The 18,668-nt window shown below is 42.0% G+C and carries 16 protein-coding genes; 14 read left to right on the top strand and 2 right to left on the bottom strand.

The genetic code is table 11. The features are described from left to right. The 6 genes from NQT65_RS17390 to NQT65_RS17365 form a co-directional block, all read left to right on the top strand. Positions 1 to 143: EF-Tu C-terminal domain-related protein (locus tag NQT65_RS17390; RefSeq protein ID WP_477742927.1), on the top strand; the 143-nt coding region annotated here is incomplete at its 5' end. Positions 144 to 543: 400 nt separating this feature from the next. Further along, positions 544 to 1,341 carry a VOC family protein gene (locus NQT65_RS17385; RefSeq protein ID WP_256851659.1) on the top strand — a complete coding sequence of 266 codons (798 nt, stop codon included), beginning with the start codon at positions 544 to 546 and terminating at the stop codon, positions 1,339 to 1,341. A 118-nt stretch (positions 1,342 to 1,459) separates the two neighbouring features. After that, entirely contained in the window at positions 1,460 to 1,825 is a 366-nt protein-coding gene (locus tag NQT65_RS17380) for a hypothetical protein (RefSeq protein WP_029774302.1), read from the top strand. Next, positions 1,822 to 4,155, top strand: coding sequence for a fatty acid cis/trans isomerase (locus tag NQT65_RS17375; RefSeq protein ID WP_256851658.1), 2,334 nt, complete (start codon positions 1,822 to 1,824; stop codon positions 4,153 to 4,155). The genes NQT65_RS17380 and NQT65_RS17375 overlap by 4 nt, the downstream gene beginning before the upstream one ends. Positions 4,156 to 4,313: 158 nt before the next feature. Continuing rightward, positions 4,314 to 6,038: a response regulator gene (locus NQT65_RS17370; RefSeq protein ID WP_096041038.1), complete on the top strand. Its 1,725-nt coding sequence runs from the start codon at positions 4,314 to 4,316 to the stop codon at positions 6,036 to 6,038. A gap of 77 nt (positions 6,039 to 6,115) precedes the next feature. Continuing rightward, entirely contained in the window at positions 6,116 to 7,528 is a 1,413-nt protein-coding gene (locus NQT65_RS17365; RefSeq protein WP_256851657.1) for an ATP-binding cassette domain-containing protein, read from the top strand. A gap of 36 nt (positions 7,529 to 7,564) precedes the next feature. Here NQT65_RS17365 and NQT65_RS17360 read toward each other — a convergent pair whose 3' ends face one another. Then, complete coding sequence (locus NQT65_RS17360) at positions 7,565 to 8,443, bottom strand: TraB/GumN family protein (protein WP_256851656.1); 879 nt, start codon at positions 8,441 to 8,443, stop codon at positions 7,565 to 7,567. A gap of 702 nt (positions 8,444 to 9,145) precedes the next feature. On the opposite strand from NQT65_RS17360, the gene ilvG reads away from it, so the two are divergent. The 8 genes from ilvG (at position 9,146) to NQT65_RS17320 (ending at position 18,301) form a co-directional block, all read left to right on the top strand. Further along, a complete protein-coding gene (ilvG, locus tag NQT65_RS17355; RefSeq protein WP_004589294.1) occupies positions 9,146 to 10,795 on the top strand; it encodes an acetolactate synthase 2 catalytic subunit in 1,650 nt (549 codons plus the stop codon). Next, entirely contained in the window at positions 10,792 to 11,034 is a 243-nt protein-coding gene (gene ilvM, locus NQT65_RS17350) for an acetolactate synthase 2 small subunit (RefSeq protein ID WP_004589295.1), read from the top strand. Before ilvG ends, ilvM begins: the two co-directional genes overlap by 4 nt. A 105-nt stretch (positions 11,035 to 11,139) precedes the next feature. Continuing rightward, positions 11,140 to 12,996, top strand: coding sequence for a dihydroxy-acid dehydratase (gene ilvD, locus NQT65_RS17345; protein WP_256851655.1), 1,857 nt, complete (start codon positions 11,140 to 11,142; stop codon positions 12,994 to 12,996). 2 nt (positions 12,997 to 12,998) lie between these two features. Beyond that, a complete protein-coding gene (gene ilvA / locus NQT65_RS17340) occupies positions 12,999 to 14,552 on the top strand; it encodes a threonine ammonia-lyase, biosynthetic (RefSeq protein WP_004589297.1) in 1,554 nt (517 codons plus the stop codon). A 144-nt stretch (positions 14,553 to 14,696) separates the two neighbouring features. Further along, entirely contained in the window at positions 14,697 to 15,683 is a 987-nt protein-coding gene (locus NQT65_RS17335) for an ABC transporter substrate-binding protein (RefSeq protein ID WP_256846144.1), read from the top strand. Between the two features lie 62 nt (positions 15,684 to 15,745). Next, entirely contained in the window at positions 15,746 to 16,921 is a 1,176-nt protein-coding gene (locus NQT65_RS17330) for a methyltransferase (RefSeq protein ID WP_256851654.1), read from the top strand. 64 nt (positions 16,922 to 16,985) lie between these two features. Next, positions 16,986 to 17,645 (top strand): carbonate dehydratase, encoded by a 660-nt coding sequence (gene can / locus NQT65_RS17325; RefSeq protein ID WP_024032154.1) that lies wholly within the window; start codon positions 16,986 to 16,988, stop codon positions 17,643 to 17,645. An 8-nt stretch (positions 17,646 to 17,653) separates the two neighbouring features. After that, positions 17,654 to 18,301, top strand: a complete 648-nt coding sequence (locus NQT65_RS17320; RefSeq protein ID WP_256851653.1) for an NAD(P)H-binding protein — start codon at positions 17,654 to 17,656, stop codon at positions 18,299 to 18,301. Between the two features lie 80 nt (positions 18,302 to 18,381). Here NQT65_RS17320 and ubiK read toward each other — a convergent pair whose 3' ends face one another. Then, positions 18,382 to 18,645: a ubiquinone biosynthesis accessory factor UbiK gene (ubiK, locus tag NQT65_RS17315; RefSeq protein WP_004589302.1), complete on the bottom strand. Its 264-nt coding sequence runs from the start codon at positions 18,643 to 18,645 to the stop codon at positions 18,382 to 18,384. Between the last annotated feature and the right edge of the window lie 23 nt (positions 18,646 to 18,668).

The raw sequence follows: 18,668 nt of genomic DNA, 5'->3' as shown, positions 1-18,668 counted from the left end.
TAGAAATGGTAATGCCTGGTGATAACGTTAAGATGACAGTAACTCTAATCGCGCCAATCGCGATGGACGAAGGTCTTCGTTTCGCTATCCGTGAAGGTGGCCGTACTGTAGGTGCTGGTGTTGTAGCAACTATCGTAGAGTAATAATTAGCCTAGCTAATTAATACTATAAAAACCCGAGCTTAGCCTCGGGTTTTTTAATGCCTGAAATTTACGTCATGTGAAGGTGGCGCTATTACCTTTAGGCGTAGGTGCAACGTAGCAACGTTCAATGAGTAATAGTTAACGTTTAAGTTAATAAATTTTATAAAAACCCGAGCTTAACCTCGGGTTTTTTAATGCCTGAAGAAAAGTGATTAGTGTTTAGCTATCAGCTTTTAGCTGCTTGGCGTTAATGTAAAGAATGTTGTTTGGGTTGGCTTTACAAAGCCCGAGTAGAAGTGGTCACTGGTGTGTAAGGGGTTTATTGAGTGAATAACTATCGACACTTACAGGGTATTAGCCTAAGCTAAAAATGGCTTAAATTTACAACAGGAAATGGGCGATGAATAATAAAAATAATTATCCGCAAGGTATATTTTGCTGGGCTGAACTGTGTACTCATAATTGGCAAGACGGAAAAGCTTTTTATACCTCGTTGTTTGAGTGGGGAAATGATGATCAGCCCATTGGCGATGATGAGTATTACACTATGCTACAAAAACAAGGTGATGATATTGCTGCCATGTATCAAATGCCTAAAGAGCAAGTGGCCTCTACGCCTAGCTACTGGCTTACCTATATTGCCGTAGATGATGTTGATGCATGTGCAATTAAAGCGCAAGAACTCGGTGCGCAAATTATAGCTGGCCCTCACAATGTTATGGATGCAGGGCGTATGTTAACGCTTAAAGACCCAGCCGGAGCCACGGTGGCATTGTGGCAAGGTAAAGAGCATATAGGATGTAAGCGTCCTTGTGAGCTCAACACGCCTTATTGGCATGAAATGGCAACGCGCGATAGTGAAACAAGCCGTGATTTTTACTGTGAACTACTGGGGTGGAAAAGTGAAACAAAACCTATGGAAGGTATGGATTACACCTTGTTTTTAGTTGCAGGTAAGCCCGTAGCAGGCATGCTACAAATGACTGATGAGTGGCCACAAGACGTACCTCCCCATTGGATGATTTACTTCGCCGTGGATAACTGCGATAGCTATGTAAAAAAAGCGGCGACTCTTGGAGGGCAAGTATGTGTACCTGCTACAGATATTCCTGATGTAGGGCGTTTTAGTGTAATTTGCGACCCTCAAGGGGCTGTATTTTCTATTATTGTATCGGCAATGGATGATATTAAAGCTTAGTCATTAACAGGGGGTAGGACTAAATTTTAGACTTTAGTGTGGTTATTTAGGCGCAGTAATTATGTGCTTTTTTGCTATAATGGCGGGTAATTACACCGTCAGTCAGCAAGAGAGCACAATGGAATTTGAACAAGATAGTAAATTAACCTTACCGTTATTTATTTTAAATGAGTCGCTTAGTGAGCGAGATGTAGAAAAGCCCGATTTAGACATTTCATTTGCTCTTGATGATGAGCTACTGACGCAGATATGCCAAAACCCAGCACCCGATAGCAGTATCGCTATTAGTTTAAAAGAGTATGAGCTTGCGCCGCATAGCAGCGAATTTAATGCGTTATTAAACCAAGAGCACGATGCACAAATAACGCTGACCCACGGCCCACTGTTAAGTGTGGTGTTAAATACCCACGACAACCAGACTTTTGTCTCTCCACAAATGGATATGATGCCAACCTTCGACCTGGGTGATGAGGATGAAGAATGAAAAAAATTCTGATCAGCACATTCGTTCTTATTATCCTCAGCGGGTGTGCTTATTTAGGCAATGCTCACTACAACGACTTATTTGGTGATGAACAAACGCAGCAGCGTATAGTGCCGCATAATACAGGTGCTGGTGCCGAGTTTTTGCAAGAAGTAAAGCCTGTACTAGATACACGCTGTGTAGTATGCCATGGCTGTTATGATGCGCCATGTCAGCTAAAGCTTTCTTCCCCTGAAGGGATAGATAGAGGGCTAAGCAAAGAGCTTGTTTATGATGGTACACGGCTATTAGCCACTACACCAAGCCGGTTGTTATTTGATGCAACCAGCACTGAGCAATGGCGTAAAAAGGGCTTTACTCCGGTACTTAACGAACGTGACCAAAACCCAGAAGCAAACCTTGCCGGTGGGGTGTTATTTAATTCATTAGTGCTTAAGCAAAGTGCACCGTTACCAGAGAATGAAATTCTTGATGACGAATTTGACTTTTCACTTAGCCGCTCTCAAACGTGCGCCACTATGGGAGAATTCGATCGTTTAGCTGCAGAGCAGCCTCATGGCGGTATGCCTTACGGTTTACCGGGCGTGTCTAGCCAGGAATTTTATCATTTACAAAAGTGGCTTAAAGACGGTGGAAAAATGGCGCATATTAAACCGCCCACCAAAGCCGAGCTAACAAACGTTAAAAACTGGGAAGCGTTTTTAAATCAAGACAGCTTAAAATACCAATTAGCCGCACGTTATATTTACGAGCATTGGTTTTTAGCCCATATTTATTTTGGTTCTGATAAACCACAGAGCTTTTTTAAACTGGTTCGTTCAAGTACGCCGCCAGGCGAAGAAATTAAGCTAATTAATACGCGCCGACCATACGATGACCCTAAAGTAAGCCGTGTGTATTACCGTTTACTACAAGACCGCTCAACTGTTTTATCAAAAACACATTTACCGCTAAAGCTTGATGATGCAAAGCTTGCACGTATTTATGAGCAATTTATAGCTCCCGATTATACGGTTACTAAAATGCCAAGTTATAAGAGCGAGGCGGCATCTAATCCTTTTAAAACGTTTGAAGTAATTCCTATTAATTCTAAGTATCAATTTATGCTTGATGAAGCTGAGCTAATTATTATGGGCTTTATTAAGGGCCCTGTATGCCGCGGCCAAATTGCACTTAATGTGATTAACGATCATTTTTGGGTTGCCTTTGCAGACCCTGAAAAAGTCGCGACTCCAGCAGTGGAAGATATGTTGCTTCAGCACGAAGAAGCCCTTGAATTACCTGCAGCAGAAGAAAGCAATGCATTGCCTATCTCTAGCTGGGTTAAATACTCAGTGCGTGAGAAAAAATACTTACAAGCCAAAGTTGAGCTGGCTAACGAGATGTTTAAAAACGGAGAGCATTTAACCACCGACCTATTGTGGAAAGGTGAAGGCCATAACAAAAATGCAGCGCTTACAATATTTCGCCATTTTGATAGTGCCACGGTAGTGAAAGGCTTTATTGGTCAAGAGCCTAAAACTATGTGGGTGTTAGATTATGCGCTATTTGAGCGTATTCATTACTTACTTGTTGCAGGCTTTGATGTATACGGAAATATCGGCCACCAGTTAGTGACCCGCCTATACATGGACTTTTTACGTTTAGAGGGTGAGCAAAACTTTTTGGCTTTATTACCTGAAACGAAGCGCCATCAAATTAAAAAAAGCTGGTATAGAAAGTCTCCACCAAGCTTATCTAAGTTTTTTAAAAACAACCGAGAGTTTAGCCAACCTAGCGGTATTGAATATAAAACGGATGATCCACAACACGAGCTGTATGGGTTAGTTAAGCAAACTTTAGCGCCAGTACTGAGTGAGCACTACGACTACACAAAAGTACCGTCGCCATTAAATGCACTAAACAATATGCCAGCTAAGGCTATAAATTTATTACCGCAGTTATCGTATATTTTGGTTAAGCAAGACGATGCTTCACATAAAGCTTACACGCTTATTCATCACAACGCGCATTACAATATTTCCAGCTTATTAAATGAAGATGGGCAGCGCGCTTATGATGAAGATACCGCCACCCTAGTGCCAGGTTTTATTGGCGATTACCCTGCGGCTATTTGGTATTTAAATGATCAAAATGAAATGGGTGAATTTGCGCAGCTATTACCTATGATGCAAATTGAAGCAGATTATGCTGCATTAAAAGTAAAATTTGGTATTCGTCGCTCACATCCAGAGTTTTGGAAATACAGCGACCTAATGCACCAAGTAGCTAAAGAGTATCGCGGCGTTGAATTTGGTATGTTTGATTACAACCGATTAGAAAATCGCTAACTGGTAATTACAAAAGTGTCGCAAGTATTGCCCTTTTTGCCTCACACTTAATACATTTAGCCCAGTCATGTTACTGGGCTTTTTATTTATATAATTACTAAAGCTGATGTTGAGTTTTCTATATATAGGCTACACTTAAAATAAAAAAGCGGCCTTGTATGTTTAAAATTATTGCCAATGTAAGACAGCGTTACCGATGGGCGCTTATTGCTATTGCTCTGTTAATAAGTGGCTCAGCATTATTGCTGCAGTATGGCTTTTCTGTACAAAAGTACGATGCCAAAATTATTAATATGGCAGGTAAGCAGCGCATGCTCTCGCAAAAAATTGCTTGGCATAGCAATGCACTTCTTTCATCACGAATCGATGTTGCTACCCATACCAATTCCCTCGAACACTCTCTCGCACAATTTAAAACAGCTCATGAGGTATTACTTACCAAGCAAGGTAGTAGTTACCGTTATTTAACGCCAGAATTAGTAAAGTTATACTTTGCTGAGCCAGCTAATCTAGATAGCGAAGTGAATGAATTTATTGCCCAAGCTAGTTGGCTGCTGTACCAAAAAGGCGAGGTAGACACACAGGTGCTCAACGTAGCACATGTAGAAAACCTGCTAGCTAAGCTTGACCGCGCGGTTACTTTATTTGAGCAACACGCAGTAAAAAAAGTTAACCGCGTGTCTAATTTAGAATTGCTGTGCTGGTTAGTCGCCATGGTGTTATTGCTCGTTGAGCTAAGATTTGTGTTTATGCCGATGGAAAAAGAGGTGGAACGCACCTTAACAGCTCTTCAAAAACAAAAGGACTTTGTAGCGCAAATGAGCCAAAACAAAGAGCACTTTATTGCCAGAGCAAGCCACGAATTTAGAACACCGTTACAGGGATTAATTACGTCGATTGATGAGCTATCCATCAATGCCGAGCAGCAAAATATTAAAACGCAAGCAAGCTACTGCGCCCTTAGACTTCTATCTATGCTTGATGAGCTACAAGACCTACAAGCACTAAGCACAGGAAAGTGGGCGCCAATTCTTAAAAACGAAAACCTTTTAGAATCCATAAACAAAGTGGTGTTGGCGTATGAGTATGCAGCGCAGCAAAAAGGGCTAACATTAATCACTCATTTTGATGAGTCTCTTAATTGTTTTTGTAAGTTAGATCATCAGCGCTTACAGCATGTATTAACCGAGCTAATTAGCAATGCAATAAAGTTTACCGACAAGGGCGAGGTTGAAGTTGCTGCAAACATGCAAAACTCGCAATTACAATTAACCGTTAATGATAGTGGGTGTGGTTTTTCTAGCGAAATAACAGAACTAGAGTTTGACTCATTTAAACAAACTAACCACTTTCAAGGCCTAAGAACGGGATTAACACGGGCGCAGTATGTTGTTAAAGCGCTGCATGGTTCGCTTTCATTTAAAAACAACGCAGCGAGTGGCGCTCATGTTACGCTTAACTTGCCGATTGAAATTACGAACCAGCAAACAGAAAGAGAAGTCGAAAAAAAGCTTTTTTGCCTTGTGGTTGAAGACAACGAATTAAACACCTTGTTACTCACACGTATTTTGGCAACGTTAGGTGTGGACTATGAATGCGTTGTAAATGGCCTAGAAGCCTGCGAAAAGGTAGGTAAGGCTGACTATGACGTGGTGTTTATGGATTTAAATATGCCGGTCATGGATGGCTTTGAAGCGACTAAAAAAATACGCAAAGAGCTAAATAAAACCATGCCCATAATCGTTGTTACAGCAAATACCTCAGCCGAAGACATGGACTTAATTTATGAATATGGCGCGAGTGAGCATATTCATAAACCCATAAGTAAACAGGCAGTCGCTGATGCATTGGTAAATGTATGCATAGCTAATGAAATAAATTAATACGCAATTAAATACGCTTGCTAAAGCAATTTACTATACGTTAAGTTGTTTATTTAGCTTATGGTGAAGGCAGTATTGTGCAAAGTATTGTATTTGAACAATTTAGTGGTTATTTAAAAGGGCAAGGTAAAAGCCGTTACACAATTAATGACTTAAGTTGGCAAGTGAATGCTGGTGAGCACTGGCTATTATTAGGCGCTAATGGCGCAGGTAAATCGGCATTGAGCGCCGCATTAACGGGTGAAGCTAAGCAGCAAAGTGGTACTTTTAAAAGTACCTTTAATAGCACGCAGCTTGTGTCATCTGATGTGCAAAAGCAGTTAATCAAAAACGAAATCGAGCATGAACATCACAGCTTAGTAAAGGATTTTATTTTCCCTCAAAATAGTAGCTACAACCATGAGCTACGTACAAAACTAATAGATGCCTTTAATTACAGCGCCCTTTTAGAGAGGCATTTTAGAGATCTTTCTACCGGCGAAACCCGTAAACTCCTACTTATAAATGCGCTAAGTAGTCATGCTGATTTAGTGGTACTAGATGAGCCATTTGATGGCTTAGATAAACATTCGTGTGAGGTGCTAAACACTTTATTAGAAACACTTAGCTCAACAATTAACTTTGTGTTTGTGTTAAATAGGCTTGATGAAATCCCGCCGTTTATTACTCATTACGCTTATGTAAATCAGGGGCAATTGCAGCATGTACTTAATAACCCAAACGCAGAGCAGCGTGCTGACTTGCTTAAACTACTGCATTTAACTCATACCGCTTTAGAAATACCTCAACCGGATGACTTCCAAGGCCGTGCAGAGTATACCGCCGATACATTGGTTAAGCTTAGTAATACAAAGGTTAGCTACGCTGGGGTTGATGTATTTAAAAATCTCAATTGGCAAATTAATAAACATCAACATTGGCAATTGAGTGGTAAAAATGGCTCAGGTAAAACCTGCTTATTAAATTTAATAACTGGCGATAACCCTCAATGCTACAGCAATGATATTCAGGTATTTGGTTTTAAACGCGGAAGTGGTGAAAGTATTTGGGATATAAAACAGCATATTGGCTATATATCAAATGCACTGCATATGGATTATCGAGTAAGTATATCGGCATTGAATACGGTTATTTCTGGGTTTTACGACAGCATTGGTTTATATCAAAAGCCAACAGAGTCACAGGTAAATACAGCTAAGCAATGGTTAGCGCTGATTGGGTTAGGCGATAAACAAAATAGCTCATTTACGCAACTTTCATACGGCGATCAGCGCATGCTATTAATAGTGCGTGCTATGGTAAAACACCCCACGTTACTTATTTTAGATGAACCTTGTTTGGGGCTTGATGAAGCAAATAGACAGCGAGTACTAATATTAATCGAGAAAATTTGTGCCGCAAATACCAGCACCGTTATTTATGTAAATCACCATGCGGCAGACAAAATTAAAGGGATTGAGCATTACTTAAAAATGGAAGATTTTAATTAAAGGCTGGGCTGAATATGCCCAACCTTTAACGCCACGTTATAGGCGAGTAATGGTAAAGCCTGCATCAGTTAACTGTTTAATTAAACCATGCTGCTCTGGTAAGTGCAGCGCGCCTACAGCAATAAATAGTTTTTCGTTAGTTAAGCGAGGCACTAATTGCTCCACCCATTTATTATTACGATTAACTAGCATAACTTGCTCGCTTATTTCACCGTAGTTACTCTCGTCAAAACTCATGTTGTAGTATTCAGTCAGCGTATTCATATCACCATTTTTCCAGGCGTTTACTAACTTAATAAAATAAGTATTAATATCGGCAAGCTGTTCAAACGTTTCTTCAATCATTTCATTACTGAGCAAAGCCATGCCATCAAACATTTGCAGTTGCTGCTCTAGCGTTTCTAACTCTCCAATCGTGATATTTTGCTTTTTAGCGTAAGCAAGTACTTGCTTGTCTATGCCTGTTTGGTCAGAAAACCCTGCATTTTGAAATTCAATCTGCATCATGGTTACCATTACAGCCCAAGGTTTGAGGCCATTAAACATAGCTATATCAATCGATTTTTTAGCAAAGTAGTTTTTAAGCTTATTGTAGTTTTGTTTTGAGAGTTCTGTTTGTAATGTTTTGCCATCTTTAAGCATCATAAAGGGCATTGAACGCTGCTGCATTTGCAAAGGCGTGAGTTTACTAATATCTACTTCAACAACAACTTGCTCGCTTTGATCTATAGCCGTAGTTACTTTTTCTGGTAAGCCTTTCATGCTGGCGTCGCCTACGTGAACCGTGCCAAACAAGTAAGAGCTAGTACCGTTTTTTTCTACTTTAAATAATGCCGGCGCTGCGACACTATTAAAACTAGTTGCTATAAAAAGTGCCAGTATAAAAAACTGACTAATTCGAGAGAGGGCTTGCATGGTTTGTCCTTAAATCTAATTGAGTTGCCTAAATACTAGCTTAAATTAAAGCGCTTTAATAAACCTATTTGGTTATATTAAACACTTTTAAATGCGCTTATGAATTTAGTTGCACTAGGGCACCTTATTTAAATAGGGTGAATGTAATTGAGTGGTGCGTAATAGGGCTTGCGGAGTAAACCTGCCTAATTAGCAAAGTTTTAAGTTATTTACCGTGCTGCGCTGTTATTTGTACTACAATGTATCAAAAATTAATCAAGCCCTATATGGCTATTATGGGGCTAGTGAATTTACTTGATGCAAATTAAGGTATAGATTTTTCATTTAAGCCTTTTTTTGTGAATTTAAAATCCGTTTAAAGTCGCTTTTTGCTCTTTTGTTGAATTAAGTTTGGTGTTGACTTACTCGCCTCAGCGCGGTACAAATACATATACAGAGCGAAGAGTATTACTTCGTAACAAATGAACACATTTTGGTATTAATTACATGCTTACAAATGCACTTAACCTAGTCCTGATTATTATCGTGGTGATTATTCCCGCGAGGGCTTCGTAGTGCTATAAACTTAAGCATTAAAAAGCCCTCCGCACCTAACCGTTCGGAGGGCTTTTTAGTTTTAAGCACAAAGTTTTAAAGATTTTAGCTATAAGTTTTTTAAGTAAGTAGGTAATTGGGTTGTCACTGAGGAATGAGGATTAATTAATGACAGGCGCAGAACTAACAATCGATTTATTAGCCAAGCACGGCGTAAATGAAGTATTTGGCTACCCTGGCGGAGCTATTATGCCCATTTACGATGCGCTGTATGGCGCGCCTGTAAAGCATTACCTTACTCGCCATGAGCAAGGTGCTGGTTTTGCCGCAGTGGGTTATGCTCGCAGCACAGGCAAATTAGGCGTTTGTTTTGCTACCTCAGGCCCAGGCGCTACTAACTTAATAACAGCACTTGCCGATGCAATGATGGACTCAGTGCCATTATTAGCAATTACAGGCCAAGTACCGACAGCCGCTATTGGCTCAGATGCATTTCAAGAAGTCGATGTACTAGGTATGTCACTGTCGTGTACTAAACATAGCTACATGGTAGAGCGCCCAGAAGACTTAGCTGAAATATTACAAGAAGCCATGCACTTAGCTCAAAGTGGTCGCCCAGGCCCAGTGCTTGTAGATATTCCAAAAGATATTCAAATGGCGCAAGTGCCTTTTAAACCTTGGTTAGCTGCTGATGAATATTTACCACAGCTTGATTTAAACCAAGTAGCCATTGCAAACCAGTTATTAACTGAAGCAAAGCAGCCAGTAGCGTATGTAGGTGGTGGCGTTCAAGCCGCCGATGCGCAAAATGAGTTAATGCAGTTTTTAAACAAAACACAAATGCCAGCGGTATCAACATTAAAAGCGCTAGGCAGTGTGTTACCAGATTACGAGCACTACTTAGGAATGCTAGGCATGCACGGCACACAAGCGGCTAACATAGCAGTACAAGAGTGTGATGTACTTGTATGTATAGGCGCGCGCTTTGATGACCGCGTAACGGGCAACTTAGCCAAATTTGCAGCCAAAGCAAAAGTAATTCACTTAGACATTGACGCGGCCGAAGTAGGTAAACGCAAACCTGCTAAAGCGTCCTTAATTGCTGATCTAAAAACCTCATTACCCGCACTTGAGTGTGTTGTAACACCTAAAGCATGGTGCGATACCAATAAGCTCATGAGCGAAAAACACGCATGGCGTTACGACTACCCAGGCGAAAAAGTATTTGCCCCGTATTTATTAAACCAGTTAAGCCAGCGTATGCCAAAAACAGGCGTGGTGTGCTGCGATGTAGGCCAGCACCAAATGTGGGTGGCGCAACATATGAAATTTAACCACCCAAGTAATCACTTAAGTAGTGGTGGCGCAGGCACTATGGGCTTTGGTTTACCAGCGGCTATTGGCGCACAGGTAGCACGCCCAGACGATTTTGTAATAACGGTGTCGGGCGATGGCTCAATCATGATGAACATTCAAGAGCTTGCCACTATACGTCGTAACAATTTACCAGTAAAAATACTAATATTAGATAACCAACGCTTAGGTATGGTTCGTCAATGGCAGGAACTGTTTTTTGAAGGGCGTTACTCTGAAACCAATCTTTCAGATAACCCTGACTTTGTTCAGTTAGCGGCGGTATTTGGTATTCCTGGGCAAACTATTACTAAAGCCAACGAAGTAGACGATGCAATCACTGCACTGGTAAACAGCGAAGGGCCGTATATTTTACATGCCTGTATAGATGATAAAGAAAACGTATGGCCGCTTGTACCACCAGGGGCTGCAAATGACGAAATGATTACGGAGAAAGCACAATGAAACACAGCTTAACTATTGCATTGAAAAACCAAAGTATTGCGGTGGAGCGTTTTTTACGTGTTGTGCGTCACCGTGGTTTTGACCTTACGCATTTTCAGCTTAATACAGATGAAGCTCAATATACGATAGCAATGACGGTCGATAGCGATAAGCCTATTCATCTATTAACCAGCCAGCTAAATAAGTTGGTAGACGTGAAAGAAATCAGCTTAGAAAATTTACAGCAACAAGCAGTGTAACTGCTAACGAAACACATTTACGCGTTACTGAATATAACCTTCAGTAACTCAACAATTTTTAGAATGAGGAATGCCCGCTTACACAGCGGCAAAACAGAGGTAACTATGGCTAAATTAAGAAGTGCAACAACAACTGAAGGACGTAAACGCGCAGGCGCACGTGCATTATGGCGCGCAACAGGCATGACCGACACCGACTTTGGTAAACCTATTATTGCTGTAGTTAACTCGTTTACGCAATTTGTACCAGGGCATGTACACCTTAATCAGCTTAGTGAGCTAATGGCTGAAACAATCGCGCAAGCGGGCGGCGTACCAAAAGAATTTAACACCATCGCAATTGATGACGGCATTGCAATGGGCCACGGTGGTATGCTTTACTCACTGCCTTCTCGCGACTTAATTGCAGACTCTGTTGAGTATATGGTTAACGGCCACTGCGCTGATGCGATGATCTGTATTTCTAACTGTGACAAAATCACCCCAGGGATGATGCTTGCAGCGCTACGTTTAAATATACCGGTTATTTTTGTATCGGGCGGACCAATGGAAGCGGGTAAAACCAAACTTGCTAACATCGATATTAAACTAGATTTAGTTGATGCCATGGTAAAAGGCGCTGATGAAACAGTAAGTGATGCTGATTCAGAGCAAGTAGAGCGCTCTGCGTGTCCTACCTGTGGCTCGTGTTCGGGTATGTTTACTGCTAACTCAATGAACTGTTTATTAGAGGCTATTGGCCTTGCACTACCGGGTAACGGAACAACGCTTGCAACGCATAAAGATCGTAAGCAACTGTATGTAGAAGCCGGCGCTCGCATTGTTGACTTGTGCCGCGAGTACTACCAAAAAGACAACCACGACGTGTTACCGCGTGCAATTGCAAACAAAACAGCCTTTATGAACTCTATGGTGGTTGATATTGCCATGGGTGGTTCATCTAATACCGTATTGCATTTATTAGCAGCAGCCCAAGAAGCCGGTGTAGATTTTGATATGTCGCACATTGACGAGCTTTCTCGTAAAACCCCTTTTTTATGTAAGGTGGCCCCAGCTACACCTGAGTACCACATAGAAGATGTGCATCGCGCTGGTGGCATGATGGCAATTGTACGTGAGCTAGGTAAAGCGGGGTTAGTTGATTTATCGGTAAACCACGTAGCGGGTATGACGATGGGTGAGCTTGTTAAAAAGTGGGATGCGACTGATCCTACAAACGAAGCAGCACAAAAGTTTTACCGTGCAGGCCCTGCCGGTATTCGTACTACAAAAGCAATGAGCCAAGAGTGCCGTTGGGATGAAGGCGATAACGACCGAGAGCATGGTTGTATCCGTAGTGTTGAGCATGCCTTTAGACAAGATGGTGGCTTAGCTGTGCTTTCAGGTAACTTAGCGGTTGATGGCTGTATTGTTAAAAGCGCAGGTGTAGTTGACGAAATGCTGCATTTTGAAGGCACTGCCGTGGTGTACGAGTCACAAGATGATTCAGTAGAAGGCATTTTAAACGACGAAGTAAAAGCCGGTGATGTTGTGGTTATTCGCTACGAAGGCCCTAAAGGCGGCCCAGGTATGCAAGAAATGCTTTACCCAACGAGCTACTTAAAATCAAAAGGCCTTGCTGAAAAATGTGCCTTGATCACCGATGGTCGTTTCTCGGGCGGCACTTCTGGTTTATCAATTGGCCACGTATCGCCAGAGGCGGCAAGTGGCGGTGCTATTGCGTATGTTGAAAATGGTGACAAAATTATCATTGATATTGCAACACGTGAAATCACCCTTGCATTAAGTGATGAAGAGCTAGAAGCACGTAAACAAAAGCAATTAGCGCGTGGTAAGCAAGCGTACAAGCCGCTTGATCGTGACCGCTATGTATCGTCGGCATTAAAAGCGTATGCATTACTTGCAACCAGTGCCGATAAAGGCGCAGTACGTGATTTAGCCAAATTGGAGGAGCTTAGCTAATTATGGTTTCTCAAGAGCTCGATTATTTTCGCGCTATTATTCAGGCCAATATGGAACCGCTAGCTAAAGTGACTGAGGTCAGCGAAATGCGCGACCTCAGTGATAAATTAGGCAACCATGTTTGGTTAAAGCGTGAAGATCAACAGCCCGTGTATTCGTTTAAGTTACGCGGTGCTTATAATAAATTAAACAAGTTACCAAAAGGGTCTGTTGTTATTACGGCATCTGCGGGTAACCATGCACAAGGTGTGGCGCTTAGTGCTTCACACCTTGGCCATAAAGCCACTATTGTTATGCCAGTTACCACGCCTGAAATAAAAGTAAGTGCGGTACGTGCGCTGGGCGGTGAAGTGGTTTTACATGGCCATCATTTTGATGCTGCAAAAGCACATGCACTTGAGCTTACAGAGCAACGCAATGGCGTATTTGTACCGCCTTTTGATGACCCTGACGTAATAGTGGGGCAAGGCACAGTGGCTCGCGAGCTTATGCAGCAACTCAACGAGCTTGATGCGGTATTTATCCCTGTTGGCGGTGGTGGTTTACTTGCTGGTATGGCGGTTTATATCAAATCATTACGCCCCGATATAAAAGTCATTGGCGTAGAAGCTGACGAAAGTGCATGTTTACAAGCCGCGCTTAAAGCGGGCGAGCCTGTTGAGCTTGACCGTGTTGGCAGTTTTGCCGATGGCGTAGCGGTTAAAATTATTGGCAGTGAAACATTTCGCTTAGCGCAAAAATTTTGCGATGAAGTTGTAACTGTCAGTGGCGATGAAATTTGTGCCGCCATGCAAGATATTTTTGTCTCTACTCGCGCAATTTCAGAGCCCTCAGGTGCACTTGCAACCGCAGGGCTTAAAAAGTGGAGCCAGCAATCGGGCTTAAAAGGGCTGCATTTAGCAGCGGTGCTTTCGGGGGCTAACTTAAACTTTGATCGCTTACGTTATGTGGCTGAGCGTACTGCGCTAGGTGAAAAAAACGAAGCACTACTTGCGGTGACCATTAAAGAAGAAAAAGGCAGCTTTAAGCAGTTTTGCACCTCTTTAGGTGGTCGGGCTATTACTGAGTTTAACTACCGTTATGCAGGCCCAGGTGAAGCGCAAATATTTGTAGGTATTGCCCTGCGCCAGGGTGAGCAAGAACTCAACGAGCTAAAACAAGACCTAACTAACAACGACTACCAATTTTGCGATTTATCAGATAACGAACTCGCTAAATTACACGTACGTTATATGGTAGGGGGTAAAGCACCGGAGCAGTTACATGAAAGGTTATTACGGTTTGAATTTCCGGAATACCCAGGAGCCCTTGCGCGCTTTTTAGATACCTTAGGTAGCAATTGGAATATTACTTTATTTCATTATCGCAATCATGGGGGGTCTATCGGAAATGTACTGGCGGGCTTTGCTATTGAGCCAAGCCAATTCGATATGTTTAACGAGCACTTAAATCGCTTAGGTTACAGTGTACAAGATGAAACACATAACCCGTGTTTTACGCAGTTTTTAACCTCTCAGCCACAAAGCCCAAACGTTGACAATTTAGCCTCAGCTTAGGGTTTTTATAAGCAAGTATGCACGTTTGCATGCTTGCTTTATCGTGTGTTTTAAATATAGTTACAGCTAATGACTACTATTTGGAACATCCAGTTGCTTATTAAAGGATTAATATTTGTAATTTTGCTTTTTTGCAGCCAACTAATGGCTCAAGAATCAGTCACTTTACAACTAAAATGGACCCACCAGTTTCAGTTCGCCGGCTATTATATGGCTCAGCAAAAAGGCTACTACAAAGACGCCGGACTTGATGTAACCATACGCGAAGCCAATCCTAAAATGCCTGACACTTTCACGCCTGTAGCAAGTGGAGAAGCCCAGTTTGGCGTAGCGCATTCGGGTATTTTACAACAAAGAGTAAACGGCCAACCATTTGTAGCAATGGCGGCTATTTTACAGTTTTCTCCGTACTGTTGGATGGTAAAAGACAGCTCTGATATTTTTCACCCCCGCGATTTTACCGCTAAACGTATTACCGAAGTGAGTAAAAAAGACAGTACCGAGCTGCTGGTTATGCTTAAACGCAGCGGTATTGATATTGCTACCTTAGAGGTATACGAAGGCGATGAGCCCGCGCTACAAGCGTGGCAAGAAAACAAACTTGATGCAATGCAAGTGTATGTCACCACTCAGCCTTACTTTATGACTCAGCAAGGGGTATCGCACCGCCTTATATGCCCACAGCGCTATGGTATGGATGTGTATGGTGACGTGTTATTTACCAGCGAATCAATGCTTAAAAAGCACCCGCAAACGGTCGAAAAGTTTTACCAGGCGAGCTTAAAGGGTTGGCGCTATGCGATGATGAATATGGATGAAGCCATTGCAATTACTCAGCAAGTGTATGCGCCAAACAAAAGTTTTCATCAGCTAGCTTATGAAGCCGAAGTATTGAAAGACTACATAATGCCGCCTACGACCCATTTAGGGAATATGTCGATGGCCAAGTGGCGCTTAATTGCAGATTATTATGGCATTAAGCAAACGCAATTTGACGAGCACAAAGCTGGCTTTGTTTATAAATACCAAGAGCCAGAGCGATTACAACTGTCGTGGATGCTAATAGCCGCCTTTCTTGTGAGTATTATTTCGATCCCCCTTTATTTGCGTTTAATACTTGGAAAAAAATAACCGCTTAATGCTGCTCTGCGCAACTGGTATAATTAAACGTCTTTTTACTATTTTAAGTTGTTATGAACCTAGCTGAGCAGTTTGCAGCACTCGATGCAGTGCTAATGAATACCCGCGAATATTGGCAATGTACAGCATTTGATTTTGATGAATTACCGTGGCCTGAGCTACAAGCGGCGTTAAATAACTTATCAGATGAAGATGTCGCAAGGCTTGATAACGATCAACAACAGCTTTATCAATTTTTTAGCCCGTTTATTGCCAGGGTAGAGCAGCTACCTGAGCTGTGCAATTTACCAAAAAGCCAGCAGCAACGCGGTGAATACCCGTTTTGGATAAGTAACGGTATTAAAGGGCGTAAGTTTGAGCAACTGCAAGACTTTGTTTCAGCATTAACGAGTAATACACAGCCTGTACTTGAATGGTGCGCAGGTAAAGGGCATTTAGGCCGAATGCTTGCTTATAACGGCGCGCAAAGCGTACACAGTGTTGAGCTACAAGGGCATCTTTGCGAGCAAGGAGAGCACAGTGCACGCAAGCAAGGTTTGGCGATGAAATTTAGCCAAGCTAATGTGCTTGAAGATGAAACACGCCATTTTTTTAATACCGACACACATGCGGTTGCACTGCATGCATGTGGCGCATTGCACCAAACATTTATGCAGCACGCCAGCGCCGCTAGGGTAAAACGTATTAGTTTTTCGCCGTGCTGTTATCACTTATTTACCGATAGTCGTTATCAGGCAATGAGTGAGCTTGCCCTTGCTAGTAAGCTTAATTTAACGCACCGCGATCTAAAACTGGCGCTGCAAGAAACAGTTACAGCTCCTTCACGTGTAGCTAAAATACGAAAAACTGAGGTGGAATGGCGCTTAGGGTTTGACGCACTTCGAAAGTCACTCACTCATGAACAATATTACGTGAGTGTGCCTTCCGTTAACAAAGCCGTGTTTTCTGATACGTTTGCACAGTTTTGCGCTTGGGCGGGGGATAAAAAGTCTATAAGTATCCCTCAAGATACTGATTACGATAAGTTTTTATTAATTGGTAAGGCGCGTAAAAAAGTAACAGAGCGAATCGAACTGGTTCGACATGTGTTTAGAAGAGCAATAGAAGTTTGGCTTGTGCTCGATCGTGCTTTATATTTGCAACAGCAAGGTTATCACGTTTCAGTTACCACCTTTTGTGAGAAACAATTAACTCCTCGCAATATTTTAATTCTTGCAAACACCAACTAAAAAGGCGCTCATTATTTGTCTTTTCTGGGGTGTAATTTCTATCCCGTCCTAAATAAGAGATGCAATGAGAAAGCTAAAAAATTTATTCGAAAACAACAAACGTTGGGCTGCACGTACAACCGAAGCCAACCCTGAGTTTTTTAAAATATTATCAATGCAACAAAACCCAGAGTACTTGTGGATTGGCTGTTCAGACTCCCGTGTTCCTGCCAACCAAATTGTAGATTTACTGCCGGGTGAATTATTTGTACACCGTAATGTAGCTAATGTGGTGGTACATACTGACCATAACTGTTTATCGGTAATGCAATACGCGGTAGAGGTGCTTAAAGTAAAACATATTATGGTGGTTGGCCACTACGGCTGTGGCGGTGTACAAGCGGTATTAAATAACGCCAAATTTGGTTTTATCGATAACTGGTTACGCCATGTTGGTGATGTAAAAGAAAAACACTTAGAGCAGCTTAATGCAATGGATGAGCAACAGCGTTTAAGCCGCTTAATAGAGCTAAACGTTATTGAGCAAGTACGTAACGTGTGCAGAACAAATATAGTTCAAGATGCGTGGGATAAAGGCCAAGAGCTCACAATTCATGGTTGGGTATATGGATTAGAGAACGGCCACTTGCACGACTTATCATCGGTTGTAACCTGCGCCGATGAAGAAGGCGATGTATATAAAAAAGCCGTTGCACATGTACTCGCTAAAGCCGGTTGCGAGTAATTTAAACAATGACTAAAACGGCGATAATCATAGGGGCAACAGGGGTTGTGGGGAGTGAGCTATTAACGCTTTTACTGCAAAGCCCTGCGTTTGGCCATGTGATTGCTATAACTCGCCGTAAGCTGGACGTTGAACATACTAAGCTCACTAATCAGGTTATTGATTTTGATTGTTTAACCAACTACTGCGCGTTATTTAAAGGGGATGTGTTTTTTTCGTGTTTGGGCACTACTAAAAATCAGGCTGGCTCAACCGCGGCGCAGCGTAAAGTTGATTTTGATTATCAGTTTATTGCGGCGCAAATGGCGGCTAACAATGCAGTGAGCCATTATTGCTTGGTGTCATCAAGCGGCGCTAATGCGCACAGCATCAGCCCTTACTTAAAAATGAAAGGCGAGCTTGAGCAGCACATAAAAACGCTGGGCTTTGCAAAAGTAAGTATATTCCAGCCGTCTTTATTAATGGGTGAGCGAAACAATACACGAATAGCTGAGCAAATAGGCGCATTTGTGTTACCTGTTATTACTCAACTTCCTTTTTTAAAACGTTATAAACCCATTACGGGTAAGCAAGTGGCGCTAAAAATGTGCGCTGTAAGTTTAGCGCAGCAACAATCACTGCAATACTATGTATTAGAGGCACTTTTTGATACATAGTGGGCTTTTAGTTAAAACTAAAAGCAAAAAAGCAGCCTTAGCTGCTTTTTTTGTGGCTGAGTATACAGATGTAGTACGTGCTACTCGGCGTTATTTTTAGCATTTAGTTGTTGCTCTAGTAACACAACTTTTGCTTCAAGCTCAGTGAGTTTTTCACGAGTACGAATAAGTACTTGGCTTTGCACATCAAATTCTTCGCGGCTAACAAAGTCCATTTCAGCCAGCTTATTTTGTAAAACTTGTTTGGTTTTACCTTCCAGTGTATCTGCTAGGTTTTTTACACCTTGCGGCATGTTGTTGGTGATTTGCTTAGCAATTTCTTCAAGTTTTGCTGGATTGATCATAATCGTCCCTTGCTGTTGCCCTA

This window comes from Pseudoalteromonas agarivorans, assembly GCF_024518735.1.
Taxonomy (GTDB): Bacteria; Pseudomonadota; Gammaproteobacteria; order Enterobacterales; family Alteromonadaceae; genus Pseudoalteromonas; species Pseudoalteromonas atlantica.
The sequence above is the reverse complement of the archived record's forward strand: the minus strand, read 5'-3'. Positions and strand labels throughout refer to the sequence as shown.